Origin of the sequence: Streptomyces gobiensis (assembly GCF_021216675.1) — a bacterium.
Classification (GTDB): Bacteria; Actinomycetota; Actinomycetes; order Streptomycetales; family Streptomycetaceae; genus Streptomyces; species Streptomyces gobiensis.
Window position 1 is genome coordinate 5,572,391 of record NZ_CP086120.1, and the last position, 16,960, is coordinate 5,589,350.

Sequence of the window (16,960 nt, forward strand, 5' to 3'; positions counted from 1 at the left end):
GGGCTTAGGGTCATGGACCATGCGTCTGCTGCACACATCCGACTGGCACCTGGGCCGGAGCTTTCACCGGGTGAGCCTGCTGGCCACCCAGGAGAGCTTTATCGACCATCTCATCGCCACCGTGCGCGAGCAGCGGGTCGACGCGGTGCTCGTCGCCGGGGACATCTACGACCGGGCCGTGCCGCCGCTGGCCGCCGTCGATCTCTTCGATGACGCCCTGCACCGCCTGTCGGCGCAGGGCGTCCCCGCCATCATGATCTCCGGCAATCACGACTCAGCCCGGCGGCTGGGCGTCGGCGCCCGGCTCATCGGGCAGGCGGGCATCCACCTGCGTACGGACCCGGCGGGCTGCGCCACCCCCGTCGTCCTCGCCGATGACCATGGCGAGGTCGCCTTCTACGGTCTGCCCTATCTTGAACCCGCCCTGGTCCGTGACCACTTCGGTGCCGAGCGGGCCGGGCATCCGGCTGTCCTCGGCGCCGCCATGGACCGGGTGCGCGCCGATCTCGCCGACCGCCCCGCCGGGACCCGTTCCGTCGTTCTCGCCCATGCCTTCGTCACCGGCGGCGAACCGTCCGACAGCGAACGCGACATCACCGTCGGAGGGGTCGCCTCCGTCCCGGCCACCGTCTTCGACGGTGTCCATTACACGGCACTGGGCCATCTGCACGGCTGCCAGACCATCACCGACCGGGTGCGGTACTCCGGTTCGCCGCTCGCCTACTCCTTCTCCGAGGCCCAGCACCGCAAGTCCATGTGGCTGGTCGACCTCGGCGCCTGTGGCCAGGTGCACGCCGAGCGCGTGGACTGCCCGGTGCCGCGCCCGCTGGCCCGGATCCGCGGACGGCTCGCTGAGCTGCTGGCCGATCCCGGGCTGGAGCGGCACGAGGAGTGCTGGGTCGAGGCCACCCTCACCGACCCGGTCCGCCCAGCGGAGCCGATGGCCCGGCTGGCCGCCCGCTTCCCGCATGTGCTCAGCCTCGCCTTCGAGCCCGAGCGGTCGCCCGACGACCCCCTGGTCTCCTACGCCCAGCGGATGCGCGGCCGCACCGACCGGCAGATCGCCGAGGACTTCGTCGCCCATGTCCGGGCCGGGCGGGGCCCCGATGCCCAGGAACGCACCGTGCTCACCGCCGCCTTCGACACCGTCCGCGCCGACAGCACCCTGGCAGAGGTGCCCCGTTGAGACTGCACCGCCTCACCCTCACCGCCTTCGGACCCTTCGGGGACACACAGCACATTGACTTCGACGCGCTGTCCACGGCGGGGCTCTTCCTGCTGCACGGAGCCACCGGCGCCGGTAAGACCTCCGTGCTGGACGCCGTGTGTTACGCGCTGTACGGGGGTGTGCCCGGCGCCCGGCAGAGCCAGGGACAGAGCAGGCTGCGCAGCGATCACGCGGCCGCCGGCACGCCCACGGAGGTCATCTTGGACCTCACCCTCGGCGAGCGGCGGCTGGAGATCACCCGCCGCCCCGAGCAGCCCCGGCCCAAACGGCGCGGCAGCGGCTTCACCACCGGCAAAGCACAGTCCTGGCTGCGCGAGTACGATCCGGCCACCGGCCAGTGGCGGGCGCTGAGCCGCTCCCACCAGGAGATCGGCGAGGAGATCGGCCAGCTCCTCGGCATGAGCCGCGACCAGTTCTGCCAAGTCGTGCTGCTCCCGCAGGGCGACTTCGCCCGCTTTCTGCGCGCCGGGGCCGAGGAGCGCGGCCAGCTGCTCGGCCGCCTCTTCGACACCCGCCGCTTCGCCGCCGTCGAACGGCACCTCACCGAGCTGCGTGGCACTGCCCAGCAGCGGGTCCGTGCCGCGGACGAGCGGCTGCTCACGCTCGCCCACCGCATGCAGCAGGCCGCCGACAGCGGGGACGGCGTGGGCAACCACCCCCTGCCCGAGCTGGTCCCCGGCGACCCCGGACTCGCCGACGCCGTGCTGGAGTGGGCCGCCATCGCCCGTACCGACGCCCGCGAACGCCGCGCCATCACCGCCCACGCCGCCCACGCCGCCGAAGCCGCGCACCGCATGGCACAGCAGCGCCTCACCGACGCCCGGGACCTGGCCCGCCTCCAGCGCCGGCACGCCGATGCCCGGCAGCGCGCCAAGGCGCTGGCCGCACGGTCCGGCGAACGCGCACAGGCCCGGGCCCACCTGGAGCGCGCCCGCGCCGCCGACACGGTCGCCCCGGCCCTCCGCATACGGGAGGCCGCCGCCACCGAGCACCGGGAGGCCGCCGCCGCCGAGCAGCACGCCCGCCACCGGCTGCCCGCTCACCTCGCGCAGGCCCCCGGCGAGCAGCTGGCCGCGCGGGAGCGCGAGACCCGCCAGGAGCTCGGCTCACTGGCCGCCGCCCGCCGGGCCGAGCAGCGCAGCGCGGCCATCACCGCTGAACTGGCGGCCCTGGAACGGGAGGCGGGCGCCGACGACGATCTGCTGCGCGAGGCCGAGGACTGGCTCGCCGGCTGGAGCACCCTGCGCGAGGCCCACCAGCAGCGCGTCAACCGCGCCCAGGAAGCCGCCACCCGGGCCGAACAACTCGCCGGTCAGCTCGCCCCCGCCCGGCACCGGCTGGACGCCGCCCGGCGGCGCGACCGGCTGCACAGCGAAGTCCGCACGGCCGAGGACACCCTCCTGCACGCCCGCGAACGTTCCGCCAGCGCCCATGAGCACTGGCTCGACCTCAAGGACCGCCGGCTGCGCGGTATCGCCGCCGAGCTCGCGGCCGCGCTGCGCGACGGCGAGCCCTGCGCCGTCTGCGGATCCACTGAGCACCCCGACCCTGACCCGGGCCGTACGGGCGAAGGGCACATCGACCGGCAGACCGAGGAAGCGGCGCTGACCGCCTATCAGCTGGCCGAAGAACGCCGCGAACGCGCCGAGAACACCCTGCGTTCCCTGCGCGAAGCCCTCACGCTCTCGGCCGCCGAAGCGGGCGAAGCGCCCATCAGCGAACTCGCCGCCACCGCCGAGGCGCTGGAGACCGAGCACACCACCGCCCGGCAGACGGCCGCCGACGCCCATGCGGCGCGCGAGACCCTGGAACGCGCCGAGCGCGAACACACCGAACGGCTCGCCGCCCAGCGTGACGCGGGACGCCGCAGCGCCGCCCGCACCTCACAGCGCGAGACACTGCTGCGCGAGCAGACCGCCTTGGACCGGGAGATCAGCCAGGCCAAGGGGGGCGCCGTGACCGTCGCCGAACAGGCCGCCACCCTGGAACGGCTGGCCGGTGCCCTCGCCGACGCGGCCGGGGCCGCAGCGCGGGTGGAGACCACCGCGCTGCGTTTGAAGGAGGCGGACGCCCAACTGGCCAACGCCGCCTACCGGGCCGGTTTCGATACCCCACGGGCGGCAGCCGACGCGGCGCTCACCGCGGACCGGCAGCGCGAGCTGCAACGCCGCCTCGATGACTGGCAGGCCGAGGAGCGGACGCTGGCCGCCGAGTTCGCCGACCCCGAGCTGCAGGCCGCCGCCGGGCAGCCGCCCGCCGACCCGGACGCCGCGCGGCAGCAAGCCGACCAGGCCACCAGGCGCCAGCGGTCGGCCGACGCCGCCGACGCCGCCGCCCGCGCCCGGTGCGCCGACCTCGACCGGCTCTCCATCCAGGCCGAGGCCGACGCCCGCGGCCTCGCACCGCTGCGCCGCGAGCACGACGGCATCGCCCGGCTCGCGGGTCTGGCCGCCGGGACCTCCGCCGAGAACGAACGCAAGATGCGCCTGGAGTCCTATGTGCTGGCCGCCCGGCTGGAACAGGTCGCCGCCGCGGCCAGCGTCCGCCTCCAGCAGATGTCCGCGGGCCGGTACACCCTCGTCCACTCCGACGAGCGGGCCAGCCGGGGCGCCCGCTCCGGACTGGGACTCCATGTCGTGGACGCCTGGACCGGCCATGAGCGCGACACCGCCACCCTCTCCGGCGGCGAGACCTTCTTCGCCTCCCTCGCCCTCGCCCTCGGCCTGGCCGATGTGGTCAGCGATGAGGCCGGCGGCATGCGACTCGACACCCTCTTCATCGACGAGGGCTTCGGCAGCCTCGACGAGCAGACCCTCGACGAGGTCCTGGAAGTCCTCGACTCACTGCGCGACCGCGACCGCAGCGTCGGCATCGTCAGCCATGTCGCCGATCTGCGGCTGCGCGTCCCCGCCCAGCTGGAGGTGGTGAAGCGCCGGTCGGGATCGGCGGTGCGGCAGCGGGGGAGCGGGTAAGGCATCCGGGGACGGGGACGGGGGCGGGGCGGGGGCGGACGGTCAGAGAGCCGACAGCTCCGCCACCAGATCGTCCAGCCCCAGTGAGCCCTGTGACAGCGCGGCCATATGCCACGTCTTCGCGTCAAAGCCGTCACCATGGGCTCTGCGGGCCGCTTCCCGCCCCTGCAGCCAGGCGCGTTCCCCCAGCTTGTAACCGATCGCCTGCCCCGGCATCCCCAGATAGCGGACCAGCTCGCTCTCCACAAAGTCCGCCGGACGCCCGCTGTGCGTCCCGAAGAACTCCTGCGCCAGCTCGGGCGTCCACCGCTCACCCGGGTGGAACGGCGAGTCAGCCGGGATCCGCAGTCCCAGATGCATACCGATATCCACGATCACCCGTGTCGAGCGCATCATCTGCGCGTCCAGATAGCCCAGCCGGCGCTCCGCGTTGGTCAGAAAGCCCATCTCATCCATCAGCCGCTCCGCGTACAGCGCCCAGCCCTCCATATTGGCGCTGACGCCGCCCACCGTCGTCTGATAGCGGGACAGATCCTCGGCGACATGGGCCCACTGGGCCAGTTGCAGATGGTGGCCCGGCACCCCTTCGTGGTACCAGGTGGTGACCAGGTCATACACCGGGAAGCGTGTCTCGCCCATGGTGGGCAGCCAGGTGCGTCCCGGACGGGAGAAGTCCAGCGACGGCGGTGTGTAGTACGGCGCCGCGGCGCTGCCCGGCGGGGCGATCATCGACTCGACGCGCTTGACCCGGGCCGCCAGCTCGAAGTGTGTGCCGTCCAGCGCCTCGATTGCCTCGTCCATGATGGTCTGGAGCCACTCCCGGACCGCATCGACGCCCTCAACCGCCTCGCCATGGGTATCGAGATGGCGCAACGCCGCCCAGGGAGTCGCGGCACCCGGCAGGACCTTCGCTGCCTCGGCCCGCATCTCCGCGTGGATACGGTGGTATTCGGCCCACCCGTAGGCGTAGGCCTCCTCCAGGTCCAGATCGGTACCGTTCCAGTAACGCGCCCAGCGCGCGTAGCGCTCCCGGCCCACGGTCTCCGGAGCGCCCACGATCCCCGGTGCGTACTCCTCGCGCAGCCAGTCCCGCAACGCGCCCACCGCGGCGGTCGCCGCACGGGCCGCCGAAGCCAGCTCGGCCCGCTGCGGCTGCGGCCCTTCAGCGGCGAAGGTGGCGAACCAGCTCTCCCCGGCGCCGTTGCCTGTCCACGCGCCCAACTGCCCGATGACCGTGGTCACCTGCCGGGGACCGGCCGGCAGCCGCTTCGCCAGCCCCGCGGTCAGCGAGGCACGGTACCCCTCCAGGGCCGCGGGCACGGCGAACAGCCGCTGTGCGATGGCCGCCCAGTCCTCATCCGTCGCCGTCGGCATCACGGTGAAGATGGAGCGCACCGCGTGCACGGGGGAGTGGAGATTGCTCACCGCCCGCAGGCTCTCGTCCGCGTCATGGATGGCCAGTTGCGCGGTCAGCCGCTCGCGCAGCAGCCGTGCGCAGCGCCGTTCGGCGTCGCTGTCACCGCCCGGCCGTGCCTCGGCCTCGGCGAGCCGCCGCAAGGTCGCGCGGGCCAGCGCGGCGATGGCCTCCTGGCCCGCCGGTGAGTAGTCGGGCAGCCGGCCGGCGCACTCGGGGATACCGAGATACGTTCCCTCGATCGGATCGAGCTCGACGAGCGCGTCGACATAGGCGTCGGCGACCTGACGCGGCAGTGGTGCGGAGTTCATGGCTTCGGACATGCGGACCATCTTCATACGAATGGCCCCGCCGCGTCACCGACATAGGATTTTACGATCCTGACGGGTTTTACGATCCTGACGGGGCGGGTGGCGGCAGCAGCGGGCCACAGGACCACTGCTGGAAGATCAGCCGGGTCTCGACCCGGGCCACCTCCTTGCGCGAGGTGAACTCATCGATCACCAGCCGCTGCAGATCAGCGGTCCCGGTCACCGCCACATGCACCAGATAGTCGTCCGGACCGGCCAGGTGGAACAGCGCCCGGGACTCCGGCAGCGCCCGGATCCGTTCCACGAACGGCCCGATCAGCTCCCGGCGGTGCGGGCGCACCTGCACCGAGAGCAGCGCCTCCAGCGAGCGCCCAAGCTTGGCCGGATCCAGTCGCAGCTCATGTCCGAGAATCACCCCACTGCGCCGGAGCCGCCCCACCCGGTCCAGACAGGTCGAAGGGGCCACTCCCACGGTGGCGGCAAGGTCGCGGTAGGTGGTCCGGGCATCGTTCTGTAGCAGCCGCAGAATCTCCAGATCGACCGGATCAAGACTTACAGAATCAGCCACTGGCCGAACGTAGCACGGCCGATCGCCGCGGCCGGGCGGCGCGTGTTCAGTATTCCGCCATGGAGACGACGCATCGTTCACCGAGGTCCCTGGCCACCGAGGCTGTGCACGCCGGACGCGACGACCTCGCCGCGCTGGGCCTGCACGCCGCCCCCCTCGATCTGTCCACCACGTACCCCTCCCATGACAGCCGGGCCGAGGCCGCCCGCCTGGACGAGTTCGCCGCCACCGGCGCCCTGCCGCAGGGGCCGCCCGTCTACGCCCGTCTGGACAACCCCACCGTGGCCCGCTTCGAGCGGGCCCTCGCCCGGCTGGAGGGCACCGAGTCCGCGGTCGCCTTCGCCAGCGGCATGGCGGCCCTGAGCGCCGTCCTGCTCGTACGCGGATCGGCCGGGCTCCGGCATGTGGTGGCGGTACGGCCGCTGTACGGCTGCAGCGACCATCTCCTCAGCGGCGGGCTGCTGGGCACCGAGGTCACCTGGGCCGACCCCGCCGACGGCCCGGCCGGGATCGCCAGGGCCATCCGCCCCGATACCGGCCTGGTCATGGTGGAGACCCCGGCCAACCCGACCCTGGCCGAGCTGGATCTGACGGCCCTCGCCCAGTCCTGCGGTTCGGTGCCGCTGCTGGCCGACAACACCTTCGCCACCCCGGTGCTGCAGCGCCCGGCCGCACACGGTGCCAGGCTGGTGCTGCACAGCGCGACCAAGTATCTGGGCGGGCACGGCGATGTCCTGGGCGGCGTCATCGCCTGCGATGAGGAGCTCGCGCGGCAACTGCGCCAGGTCCGCTTCGCCACCGGCGGTGTGCTGCACCCGCTCGCCGGCTATCTGCTGCTGCGGGGTCTGTCCACCTTGCCCATACGGGTCAGGGCGCAGTCCGCGACGGCCGCCGAACTGGTACGGCGGCTGGCGGCGGACCCGCGGATCGCCCGGGTCCACTACCCCAGTCTCGGCGGCGCCATGGTCGCCTTCGAGGTGCACGGTGATCCGCACGAGGTGATCGCCGGAGTGCGGCTGATCACTCCGGCGGTCAGTCTCGGCAGCGTCGACACCCTGATCCAGCACCCCGGCTCGATCAGCCACCGGATCGTCGCCGAGGATGACCGCCGCACCGGCGGCATCAGCGAGAAGGTGCTGCGCATGTCCGTCGGCCTGGAGGACGCCGATGACCTGTGGGCCGACCTGGATACGGCCCTCAGCGCCCTTCCGTCCCAGCGGCGGCCGGAACCGCAGCCAGCCGGGCGCTGATCACCAGGGTGCCCTCCTCGATCTGGTAGTCCAGCGGCAGCCCCAGACCGCGCATCGCGGCGACCATGGCGGTGTTGGAGGACTGGGTGACGGCGTACACGTTCTCGCACCGGGCTTCCACGGCGAGTGCGACCAGCCGCCCCAGCAGCTCCGCGCCGATCCCCCGGCGCTGCCAGCCGTCCTCGACGAGGAGGGCCACCTCGGTCTCATCCCCGTCCCACAGCAGATGGCCGAGGGCCACGAGCCGACCCGGGGCCGTCTCCACGGCGAGCGTGCGGCCGAACCGGGGGGAGAGCAGATGCCCGAGGTAGCGGTCCGCGTCACTGACCGGGCCGTGGTAGCGCATCGCCAGGGTACGGTCCGAGCAGCGTTCGTGCATCGCCCGGGCGGCGGCCAGATCCCGGGTGTCGGCCCGGCGAACCGTGATCGCGTTGCCCGCCGGAAGGCTGAGCACGTCCCGGCGCCGTGGCACCCGCTGACCGAGCCGGGCGTCCAGCTCGACCAGCGCCCGGGCGCGGGCGAACTCGGTCGGGGTGAAGGGCAGCTGGGGCCGCTCGATGACGATGGAGCCACCGGCCGGGTCCGGCAGCCGCAGCACCGTCTCCTCCAGCGCCCCTTCCGCCGGTACCGGTTCACCCAGTGGCGCTCCGCTCAGCGAGCTGGCGGGCAGCGAACGGATCGTGCAGCGGCCCAGCAACTGACGTAGTGCCAGCGGCAGTTCTGAGGTGTCCAGCGCGGTACGGGTCGCCATGCCGAGCACCCGGGTGGGCGCGTCGACCAGATCGTGCGCGTCGGCCCGCTCCAGCCAGGTGTTCTCACCGCCCCCGGCGGCCGCCAGCCGGGTCAGCTCCTGTGGCTCCAGTGACCGCGGCGTGCGCAGCAGAAACTCATCCACGGTCGCTTCGCCCAGTGGATGGGTCTGCAGCGCCAGGATGTCCACCCGCCGGTCGGCCAGCTGGGTGCAGAGCGCGGCCAGGGAGCCGGGTTCGTCACGTACGGTCGTCCGCATCCGCCACAGCACCGTCTCGCCACCCGGCTCGGGGCGTCGCTCGTCCGCTGTCGCGGTGCTGGTATCGAGGGGCGGCGGCGCATGCGTATGACGCCGTGCCCACCAGGCGTGGAACCCGGCCGTCGCCAGCAGTACGACGGCGGAGGCGATGAGCAGCACGGGGCCGTCCCGCCCGTTGAGAACCGTCTTGGCGACGCTGTCCGCTACGGTGACCGCGGTGAAAAGCGCCGCGAGTTCGACGAGGTCACGGCGCCAGTGGTGGCGCCGGAGTGCGGGTGTGCGAGCAGAGGAATCAGCCATGCTCGCCACCTTGGGCCATGGGTGTTGCCTGATCACGAACGAACTGTGACCGATGGGTTAAGGGGGATCTGGATCTCTTGTGTCCGTTTCAACCACTCTGTACGAGGTGTCGCAGGACCCGGCCGCAGCGTCGTGCGTAGGCCCGCTGGAAGAGGGTGATCAGCGGTCCCGCAGCCCGGGTCCACCACACCCCGGGCACGCTGAACGAGCTCACGGTCAGCCACACCGAACCGTCCTCCTCCGCGCTGACGACGAACGCCTCCTCCCCGACCTCGGGATGGCCCGGCAGGGTGCCGTAGCCGAAACCGGCGCGACGCTCCTCCTCGACGGCCCACACCACACGGCACGGGCCATGCACCCGCAGCCATCCGACACCCAGGCCGACCACGACGCGCACACTCTCAGCCGCCTGCTCAGCGTCCGCGTCGACGGTCACACCCATCGCCCGGTGCATCCGCCACTCCAGCACGGCACGGGCCGCGGTCCGGAAACAGCCCTCGCCGGCGCCGAGACGGGTACGGACGTGAAGGTGCCGGTATCCGGCCGGCCGTTCGCCGCGCTGTGTCGCCCCGGTCTCGGCGTAGCTGAAGTCTTCCGTCACCAGCCGAGTATCGCTCACTGCCCGACCCGGCCCGGCTGCAACACCTGGGTGAACAGCACCGCGCCGCCCTCCTCGCGCAGCCGCACCGTCAGTTCGCCGCTCTCTGCGTCGATATCGACCTGGCCGAAGAACTGCCCGCCCTTGCTGGGCGGCACGTTGGCCTCGGCTGGCGCCTTGATAAAGGACTGCTCAGGGCCGAAGGTGGCGTCCAGCTTCACCGCGGGGAAACCGCCCGCGTTGAGCGGCCCGGACACAAACTCCCAGAAGGGCGCGAAGTCTTTGAAGGCCGCCCGCGAGGGGTCGTAGTGCTGCGCCGAGGTGTAGTGGACATCGGCCGTGAACCACACCGTGCCGGTGATCCGCCAGTGTTTGATGTGCCGCAGCAGCTCGGCGATCTGCAGCTCCCGGCCCAGCGGGGCACCCGGATCACCCTGGGCGATCGCTTCGAAGTTCTCCGGCCCGTCCGCGACGACCAGTCCCAGGGGCATATCCGAGGCGATCACCTTCCACACCGCCCGCGACCGGGACAGCGCCCGCTTCAGCCAGGCCAGCTGCCGCTCACCGAGGACGCCCTGGGATTCCTGCGGCTGGCGGCCCGGCGAGTTGGCGTTGCGATAGGTGCGCATATCGAGCACAAAGACATCAAGCAGCGGCCCGTGGTGCACCACCCGGTACACCCGGCCGTCCTCGTCTTCCGGCGGCAGCGTGCTCAGCGGAAAGTACTCGCTGAACGCCCGCCGCGAACGGGCGGCCAGCACCTCCACGCTCTTCTCGGTATACCGGTCATCGTCCAGGATCTCGCCCGGATACCAGTTGTTGACCACCTCATGGTCGTCCCACTGGGTGATCGAGGGCACCTGAGCGTTGAACCGCCGCAGATTCTCATCCAGCAGGTTGTAGCGGAAATTCCCCCGGAACTCGGCGAGCGTCTCGGCGACCTTGGACTTCTCCTCGGTGGTGACATTGCGCCAGACACCGCCGTCCGGGAGCCGCACCACCGGCTCGATCGGGTTGTCCGCGTAGACCGTATCGCCGCTGTGCAGAAAGAAGTCCGGGTCCAGGCGCCGCATCTCTTCGAAGACGGGGAAGCCCCCACGGTCCGGATTGATGCCCCAGCCCTGCCCCGCCACATCACCCGACCACAGAAAACGCACCCCTGCCCGGCGCCCGGCCGGTGCGGTACGGAAGGTGCCGTACACCGGCTCACCCATGCGCCGCGGGTCCCCGGGGTCGCTGAGCAGCACCCGGTAGTGGATCTGCTCACCCGGCGGCAGCCCACGCAGCACGGTCCTCCCGGTGAAGTCCGTGCCAGGGCCGATCAGGGGACCCCGCCAGCACCGCGGATCGCGGAACGACTCGGTCGCGGATGTCTCGACGACCATCCGGGCCGGCCGGTCGGAGCGCACCCACACCAGCCCGGACGAGGAGGTGACATCGCCGGCCTGAACCCCCCAGCGTGCACCGGGCCGCCCCGTCAGCGCCTGCGCGGGCGCGTAACCGATGAGCGCGGCGGGCAGTGTGAGCGCCGCGGATGTGGCCAGCGAGCCACGCAGCACCGCGCGCCGACCAGGCTTGGCAGCGATGGACGAGCCGCCCTGTGTCATAAACGAGCCTCCTGTGCTGCGGGATTCCCATGGAACCGGGATTCCCATGGAACACGGCAGGAACACGGGCAGGCCCAACGCAGGACGGCATTCTCGTGACAAACGCGTGTGCGTCAGCCGAACCCGCCCCGGGAACAGCCGCGGCCCGGCGTCCCTACGCCGCCCGGACCAGGGCCGGTGCGCGCACCGTGTCGAGAATGACCCGGGTGACCAGTGCCGGATCATCGTTCATCGGCACATGCCCGCACCCGGGCAGCCGCACCAGCCGGGCACCCGGTATGGCCCGTTTGGCCCGTATTCCCTGACGGGGCAACAGCAGTCGGTCACGGGTACCCCAGCCGATCGTCACCGGGACATCCGGCACATTGTCGGAGAACACCACGCCCGGCCGCCGCCCGGCCGCCAGGGTGGGCTCGAATCCGGGCGCCTCCCGCAGCGCGTGGGTCTCGGCGATGACAGCCTCGGCCGAACGGCGGCCGGGCCGGGCGTATATGGCGCCGGCTATCGCGGCGCGCCCGACCGCCGTACGGGCCAGCCGCGCCACCACCGGCGGGGGCAGCGCACTCGCCCCGATACGCATCCCGCTCAGCACGCCGAAGGCGTAGCGCCGCTCCGGCTCCGTCCAGAACCCGGCGGGGGACAGCGCGGTGACCGAGCGCACCAGCCGCTCGCGGCCGAGCTCCAGCGCCAGCAGACCGCCCAGTGAATTCCCGGCGACATGCGGCCGGTCCACGCCCAGCGCCGCGCATATCTCCCGCAGCAGCGGAACCACCGTGCCCAGGTCATAGGCGTAGCCATCGGGCAGCGCCGGTGACTGGCCGAAACCCGGCAGATCCAGCGCTATCACGTCGTACGAGGCGGCGAGAGCGCTCGTCACCGGTTCCCACGCCTGCAGATGATGTCCGATCCCGTGCAGCAGGACCAAGGGCTCACCGGCACCGCGCCGTTCATAGGCCACCGTGAAGTCGGGCCGTCCGGCGGGTGAGACACAAACGAAGGACACGGGACCAGTCATCACAAGCTCCTTGTCGCGACGGGACGTCAATTTCATCGACACCCTGTCAGTAACTGCGGCCGTGCGGAAGGCGGAGAAGAGCCGCCTGGACAGAGCCGGTTTCCGTCAGGTGGGATGCTCCCGTGGCAGACGACAGCGTGACCGAGGTCTTCGAGGAACACCGTCCGACCCTGCTGGGGGTGGCCTACCGGATGCTCGGCCGGGTGGCCGACGCCGAGGACGTGGTTCAGGAGTCCTGGCTGCGCTGGTCCGCCGCGGACCGTACCGGTGTACGCGAACCTCGCGCGTATCTGGTCCGCGTCACCACCCGGCTCGCCATCGACCGGCTGCGCCAGGCCAAGGCCCGCCGGGAGTCCTATGTCGGTCCCTGGCTGCCCGAGCCGCTGGTGACCGATCTGGGCGGCACCGTCCCGGACACCGCGGAGCGCGCGGTGCTCGCCGAATCTGTCTCACTGGCCGTGCTGGTGGTGCTGGAATCGCTTTCCCCGCTGGAGCGGGCGGTGTTCGTGCTCCGCGAGGCTTTCGGCTTCCCCTACGCCGAGATCGCCACCGCCCTGAAGCGCGGTGAGGCGGCCGTACGGCAGCTCGCGGGCCGCGCCCGCCGCCATGTCGAGGAACGTAGGCCGCGCTTCGATGTCGACCCCGCCCAGCAGCGCGACCTCACGGAGCGGTTCCTTGCCGCCGCCACCGGCGGCGACTTGGCGGGGCTGCTCGCCGTTCTCGCGCCCGATGTGCGGCTGATCGGGGACGGCGGCGGCAAGGCCAAGGCCCCGCTGCGGGTCATCGAGAGCGCCGACAAGGTCGGCCGCTTCCTCGCGGCCGTCGGACCGACCCCGCTGTCCGGCCTCGGCTTCGCCTTCCTGGAGCTCAACGGCGCCCCCGCGGTGCTCGCCACCACTGAGGGGCGCCCGTACACCGCCTTTGTTCTCGATATCGCTGATGGCCGCGTTCAATCTGTCTACGTCATGACAAACCCGGATAAGATCGCCCATCTGGCGGCGCAGCCGCTCTAGCCCGCCGACGCCCCCGGCACCGCTCTCCCCGGCGGCCGCCGATGTTACGGCGGCGGCGTATGGGGGGCGTATGGGGGGCGTATGGGGCTGAGTCCGCATGCCGGATTGGTCTTGACCAAGGGATGGGGCCGTCCTATGGTCACAGGCATACGCAACAACCTTTAAAAAACAAGCGCGCGTAAACCCCGCTGGGGACACGGCTATTGCGGAGGTAAGGGTGGGGACCACGCAGTTGGAGACGGTGCCGGAGCCGAAGTACTGGCATCTGAAGACCGTGCTCGCTGAGGCGCTCGACTCCGAGTTCGCGGTCGGGCAGATCCTGCCGAACGAACGGGAGCTCGCCGCCCGTTACGGGGTCGCCAGGGCGACTTTGCGACAGGCCCTGGAACAGCTTGAGTTCGAAGGCCGGCTGCAGCGCCGCCGTGGCGTGGGCACCACCGTCGCCCCGCCGCGCGTCGGCGTGGACGTCGCCCCCGTAGAGGACAGCTGGCCCGGCGCGCCCGGCGACGCCTGGCAGACCGACGGCTGCGAGGAGGTGTCGCCGCCCGCCCGGGTCGCCCGGCTGCTCGACGCGTCCACCACGGAGCCCGTGTCCGCGGTGCGCCGCACCCGCAGGGCACACGGCCAGACCGTCGCGACCGAGCTCCTGTACGTCCCGTGCGCCGCCACCCCCGGCATATCCGGCAGCGGAGCGGCCCGCGGCCACGCCGCGCTGCGTGCGCTGCACCATCTGGAGCTCGAAGGCCAGGAGCGCTCCGTGGAGTTGGGCTCCGCCCGCGCCGATGACGCCCGGCAGCTGGACCGGCTGCCCGGCGCCCCCGTTCTCGTCGTCACCACCCGCTATCTCTCCGGCGGCGCCACCATGGCGGTCGCGGTCTCGACGTATCGGGCCGACACCTGCCGGCTCACCTTCGGCGACACCGGCGCCGTGGAGCTCCTGGCGAGCTGACGGCCACAGGGGAGCCCGGGGGCGTCAGCCGCGCATGGCGCCCTCCAGCGCGAACAGTTGCTCCTCGACATGGTCGAGCGCCAGCCGCAGCGCCCCCGTCGCGACGGCTGCTTCGCCCAGCACCGACAGTGCGACGCGCGGCGGGCGCAGACAGTAGCGCGCCAGCTCATCGCGGAGGGGATCCAGCACCCCGTCCAGCCCGGCGGCCCAGCCGCCGACCACCACCAGTTCCGGGTCCAGCGCCAGCACCAGCGCGGCCACATCGTGCACCAGCCGCTGGATAAAGCGGTCCATGGCCTGCCGGGCCTGCTCATCGCCGTCCCGCGCCAGCGTGAAGACCCGGGCCACGGCTGCTTCGTCCAGTGGGTGCAGCGGCTCGCCCGTGGTCGAGAGAAGCCGCTCGGGGAAGGCCTCCCGGCCCAGCAGATGCAGCGCCCCGATCTCCCCCGCCGCCCCGCCGTAGCCCCGGTGCAGCCGTCCGCCGATCAGTGAACCGGCCCCCGGGCTCAGCCCGGCCAGCACCATCACCGCGTCATCGCAGCCGACTGCCGAGCCCTTCCAGTGCTCGGCCAGCACGGCCGCGTTGGCGTCGTTCTCGACCAGCACCGGACAGCGGAACGAACGCCGCAGCCGTTCACCGAGCGGCAGCCCCGTCCACCCCGGCAGCGCGGTGCACAGCCGCACGGTGCCATCCGCGGTCACGATCCCGGGGCTGCCCACCCCCACGGCCCGCAGCGTGGAACGCGCCACCTCACAGCGGCGCAGCAGATCGGAGACCGCGGTACGCACCCGGTCCAGCCGCTCATCGGCATCGGCCCCCTCGGACACCGCACGATCCGTGGTGCCCAGCAGCCGCCCGCCGAGGTCGGCGAGGACCATTGACACGCGGTGCGGTCCGACCTCGATACCCAGCAGATGCCCGGCCTCCGCCCGGAAGCGGTAACGGCGGGCGGGCCTGCCCTGCCGCCGGGAGTCCGCCGGGCCGCCGGTGGCCTCGGCCACCAGCCCGGCCGTCGTCAGGCCCTCCACGACGCCCTCGACCGTGGGCCGGGACAGGCCGGTGGCCTGCACCAGGTCGGTCAGGGTCGGGGAGCCGGCGGCGGCCCGCAGCGCGCGCAGTACCACGGTGGAGTTGATTCTGCGCAGCAGGGACGGATCCCTGCCGGTGATCCTCCCCAACGTCCGCCTCCCTGGCTGTGCACGTGTGGCCGGATCGTATCCGTTGGGCCGGAGCCCGGCGAGTGCGGGCGGTGACGTTTCTCCCGAGGCCACGACCGTGCGGGCGGGGTCAGAGGATCGACCCCGGAGCGTAGGCCGCGGCTTCCGGGTGCTGCTTGGTGATCTGCTCAATCCGGGCCACCACGGCGGCCACCTGGTCACCCGCGGCACCGGTGAACGAGAGCCGGTCAGCCATCAGCGCGTCCAGCCCCGCCCGGTCCAGCGGGATCCGCTCATCGGCGGCCAGCTTGTCCAGGAGCTCATTGCGCTCCGCGCCCTCGCGCAGCGCCAGCGCCGAGGCGACCGCGTGCTCCTTGATCACCTCATGGGCGACCTCCCGGCCGACCCCGGCGCGCACCGCTCCCATCAGCACCTTCGTGGTCGCCAGGAACGGCAGATAGCGGTCCAGCTCCCGGGCCACCACCGCGGGGAAGGCGCCGAACTCGTCCAGCACCGTCAGGAAGGTCTCCAGCAGCCCGTCGAAGGCGAAGAAGGCGTCCGGCAGGGCGACCCGGCGCACCACCGAGCAGGAGACATCGCCCTCGTTCCACTGGTCGCCCGCCAGCTCCCCGGCCATCGAGGCGTAGCCGCGCAGAATCACGGCCAGGCCATTGACCCGCTCACAGGAGCGGGTGTTCATCTTGTGCGGCATCGCCGAGGAGCCGACCTGGCCCTCCTTGAAGCCCTCGGTCACCAGCTCCTGACCAGCCATCAGCCTGATCGTCTTGGCCAGCGACGACGGCGCGGCGGCCAGCTGCACCAGCGCCGAGACGACGTCGTAGTCCAGCGAACGCGGATAGACCTGCCCCACCGAGGTGAACGCCTGCCCGAAGCCCAGATGCCCGGCGATCCGCCGCTCCAGCTCGGCGAGCTTCCCGGCGTCCCCGCCGAGCAGATCCAGCATGTCCTGCGCGGTGCCCACCGGGCCCTTGATACCGCGCAGCGGATAGCGGCCGAGCAGTTCCTCCAGCCGGGCATAGGCGACCAGCAGCTCATCGGCGGCGGTCGCGAAGCGCTTCCCGAGCGTGGTCGCCTGGGCGGCCACATTGTGCGAGCGCCCGGCCATCACCAGCTCGGCGTGCTCACCAGCCAGCTTTCCGAGCCGCGCCAGCAGGGCGACCGTACGGTCCCGTACGAGCTCCAGGGACAGCCGGATCTGCAACTGCTCGACATTCTCCGTCAGATCCCGCGAGGTCATGCCCTTGTGTACCTGTTCATGCCCGGCGAGCGCGTTGAACTCCTCGATCCGGGCCTTCACATCGTGCCGGGTGACCTTCTCGCGCTCCGCGATCGACGCCAGATCGACGTCCTCCAGCACCCGCTCATAGTCGGCGAGCGCCGCGTCCGGCACCTCGATGCCCAGGTCCTTCTGCGCCCGGAGCACCGCCAGCCACAGCCGCCGCTCCAGCGTCACCTTGTACTCGGGGGACCACAGGACAGCCAGCTGAGCGGAGGCGTAGCGGTTGGCCAGGACGTTCGGGATGCGCGGCTTGTCAGTCACGCCTCCG

General features: G+C 72.0%; 13 protein-coding genes. 5 read left to right on the top strand and 8 right to left on the bottom strand.

Going from position 1 to position 16,960, the window contains the following annotated elements; translation table 11 throughout:
- The first annotated feature begins 19 nt into the window (after positions 1–19).
- Together test1122_RS25970 and test1122_RS25975 are read left to right on the top strand one after the other, a co-directional pair.
- On the top strand, positions 20–1,186 hold the full coding sequence (locus test1122_RS25970; RefSeq protein ID WP_232271599.1) for an exonuclease SbcCD subunit D: 1,167 nt from the start codon (positions 20–22) through the stop codon (positions 1,184–1,186).
- Positions 1,183–4,200 (top strand): AAA family ATPase, encoded by a 3,018-nt coding sequence (locus test1122_RS25975; protein WP_232271600.1) that lies wholly within the window; start codon positions 1,183–1,185, stop codon positions 4,198–4,200. Before test1122_RS25970 ends, test1122_RS25975 begins: the two co-directional genes overlap by 4 nt.
- 42 nt (positions 4,201–4,242) lie before the next feature.
- Here the strand turns inward: test1122_RS25975 and test1122_RS25980 are convergent, their stop codons facing one another.
- Positions 4,243–5,937, bottom strand: a complete 1,695-nt coding sequence (locus test1122_RS25980) for a DUF885 domain-containing protein (RefSeq protein WP_232271601.1) — start codon at positions 5,935–5,937, stop codon at positions 4,243–4,245.
- Positions 5,938–6,004: 67 nt separating this feature from the next.
- A complete protein-coding gene (locus test1122_RS25985; protein ID WP_232271602.1) occupies positions 6,005–6,493 on the bottom strand; it encodes an Lrp/AsnC family transcriptional regulator in 489 nt (162 codons plus the stop codon).
- Between the two features lie 59 nt (positions 6,494–6,552).
- Here test1122_RS25985 and test1122_RS25990 point away from each other — a divergent pair, with 59 nt between their 5' ends.
- Positions 6,553–7,743 carry a trans-sulfuration enzyme family protein gene (locus tag test1122_RS25990; protein ID WP_232271603.1) on the top strand — a complete coding sequence of 397 codons (1,191 nt, stop codon included), beginning with the start codon at positions 6,553–6,555 and terminating at the stop codon, positions 7,741–7,743.
- Here the strand turns inward: test1122_RS25990 and test1122_RS25995 are convergent.
- The 4 genes from test1122_RS25995 to test1122_RS26010 form a co-directional block, all read right to left on the bottom strand.
- Positions 7,691–9,052 carry a GNAT family N-acetyltransferase gene (locus test1122_RS25995; RefSeq protein ID WP_232271604.1) on the bottom strand — a complete coding sequence of 454 codons (1,362 nt, stop codon included), beginning with the start codon at positions 9,050–9,052 and terminating at the stop codon, positions 7,691–7,693. The genes test1122_RS25990 and test1122_RS25995 overlap by 53 nt on opposite strands.
- An 88-nt stretch (positions 9,053–9,140) precedes the next feature.
- Positions 9,141–9,653 carry a DUF1990 family protein gene (locus test1122_RS26000; RefSeq protein WP_232271605.1) on the bottom strand — a complete coding sequence of 171 codons (513 nt, stop codon included), beginning with the start codon at positions 9,651–9,653 and terminating at the stop codon, positions 9,141–9,143.
- A gap of 14 nt (positions 9,654–9,667) precedes the next feature.
- The gene (locus test1122_RS26005) at positions 9,668–11,257 is read right to left on the bottom strand and encodes an alkaline phosphatase D family protein (protein WP_232271606.1); all 1,590 of its coding nucleotides are present in this window, start codon (positions 11,255–11,257) and stop codon (positions 9,668–9,670) included.
- Positions 11,258–11,411: 154 nt separating this feature from the next.
- Complete coding sequence (locus test1122_RS26010; RefSeq protein WP_232271607.1) at positions 11,412–12,272, bottom strand: alpha/beta fold hydrolase; 861 nt, start codon at positions 12,270–12,272, stop codon at positions 11,412–11,414.
- Between the two features lie 122 nt (positions 12,273–12,394).
- Between test1122_RS26010 and test1122_RS26015 the strand changes: the two genes are divergently transcribed.
- Together test1122_RS26015 and test1122_RS26020 are read left to right on the top strand one after the other, a co-directional pair.
- Positions 12,395–13,285, top strand: coding sequence for an RNA polymerase sigma-70 factor (locus test1122_RS26015; RefSeq protein WP_232271608.1), 891 nt, complete (start codon positions 12,395–12,397; stop codon positions 13,283–13,285).
- A 217-nt stretch (positions 13,286–13,502) separates the two neighbouring features.
- Positions 13,503–14,234: a GntR family transcriptional regulator gene (locus test1122_RS26020; protein ID WP_232271609.1), complete on the top strand. Its 732-nt coding sequence runs from the start codon at positions 13,503–13,505 to the stop codon at positions 14,232–14,234.
- A 24-nt stretch (positions 14,235–14,258) separates the two neighbouring features.
- On the opposite strand, the gene test1122_RS26025 is transcribed toward test1122_RS26020, so the two are convergent.
- Both test1122_RS26025 and purB read right to left on the bottom strand, forming a co-directional pair.
- Entirely contained in the window at positions 14,259–15,413 is a 1,155-nt protein-coding gene (locus tag test1122_RS26025) for an ROK family transcriptional regulator (RefSeq protein WP_232271610.1), read from the bottom strand.
- Between the two features lie 109 nt (positions 15,414–15,522).
- Positions 15,523–16,953 carry an adenylosuccinate lyase gene (gene purB / locus test1122_RS26030; protein WP_232271611.1) on the bottom strand — a complete coding sequence of 477 codons (1,431 nt, stop codon included), beginning with the start codon at positions 16,951–16,953 and terminating at the stop codon, positions 15,523–15,525.
- Between the last annotated feature and the right edge of the window lie 7 nt (positions 16,954–16,960).

What these genes read in the sequence shown, in the direction of transcription:
- test1122_RS25970 (WP_232271599.1), top strand. Translation starts at nt 20, where the DNA reads ATGCGTCTGCTGCACACATCCGACTGGCACCTGGGCCGGAGCTTTCAC.
- test1122_RS25980 (WP_232271601.1), bottom strand. Translation starts at nt 5,937, where the DNA reads ATGTCCGAAGCCATGAACTCCGCACCACTGCCGCGTCAGGTCGCCGAC.
- test1122_RS25990 (WP_232271603.1), top strand. Translation starts at nt 6,553, where the DNA reads ATGGAGACGACGCATCGTTCACCGAGGTCCCTGGCCACCGAGGCTGTG.
- test1122_RS25995 (WP_232271604.1), bottom strand. Translation starts at nt 9,052, where the DNA reads ATGGCTGATTCCTCTGCTCGCACACCCGCACTCCGGCGCCACCACTGG.
- test1122_RS26005 (WP_232271606.1), bottom strand. Translation starts at nt 11,257, where the DNA reads ATGACACAGGGCGGCTCGTCCATCGCTGCCAAGCCTGGTCGGCGCGCG.
- test1122_RS26010 (WP_232271607.1), bottom strand. Translation starts at nt 12,272, where the DNA reads ATGACTGGTCCCGTGTCCTTCGTTTGTGTCTCACCCGCCGGACGGCCC.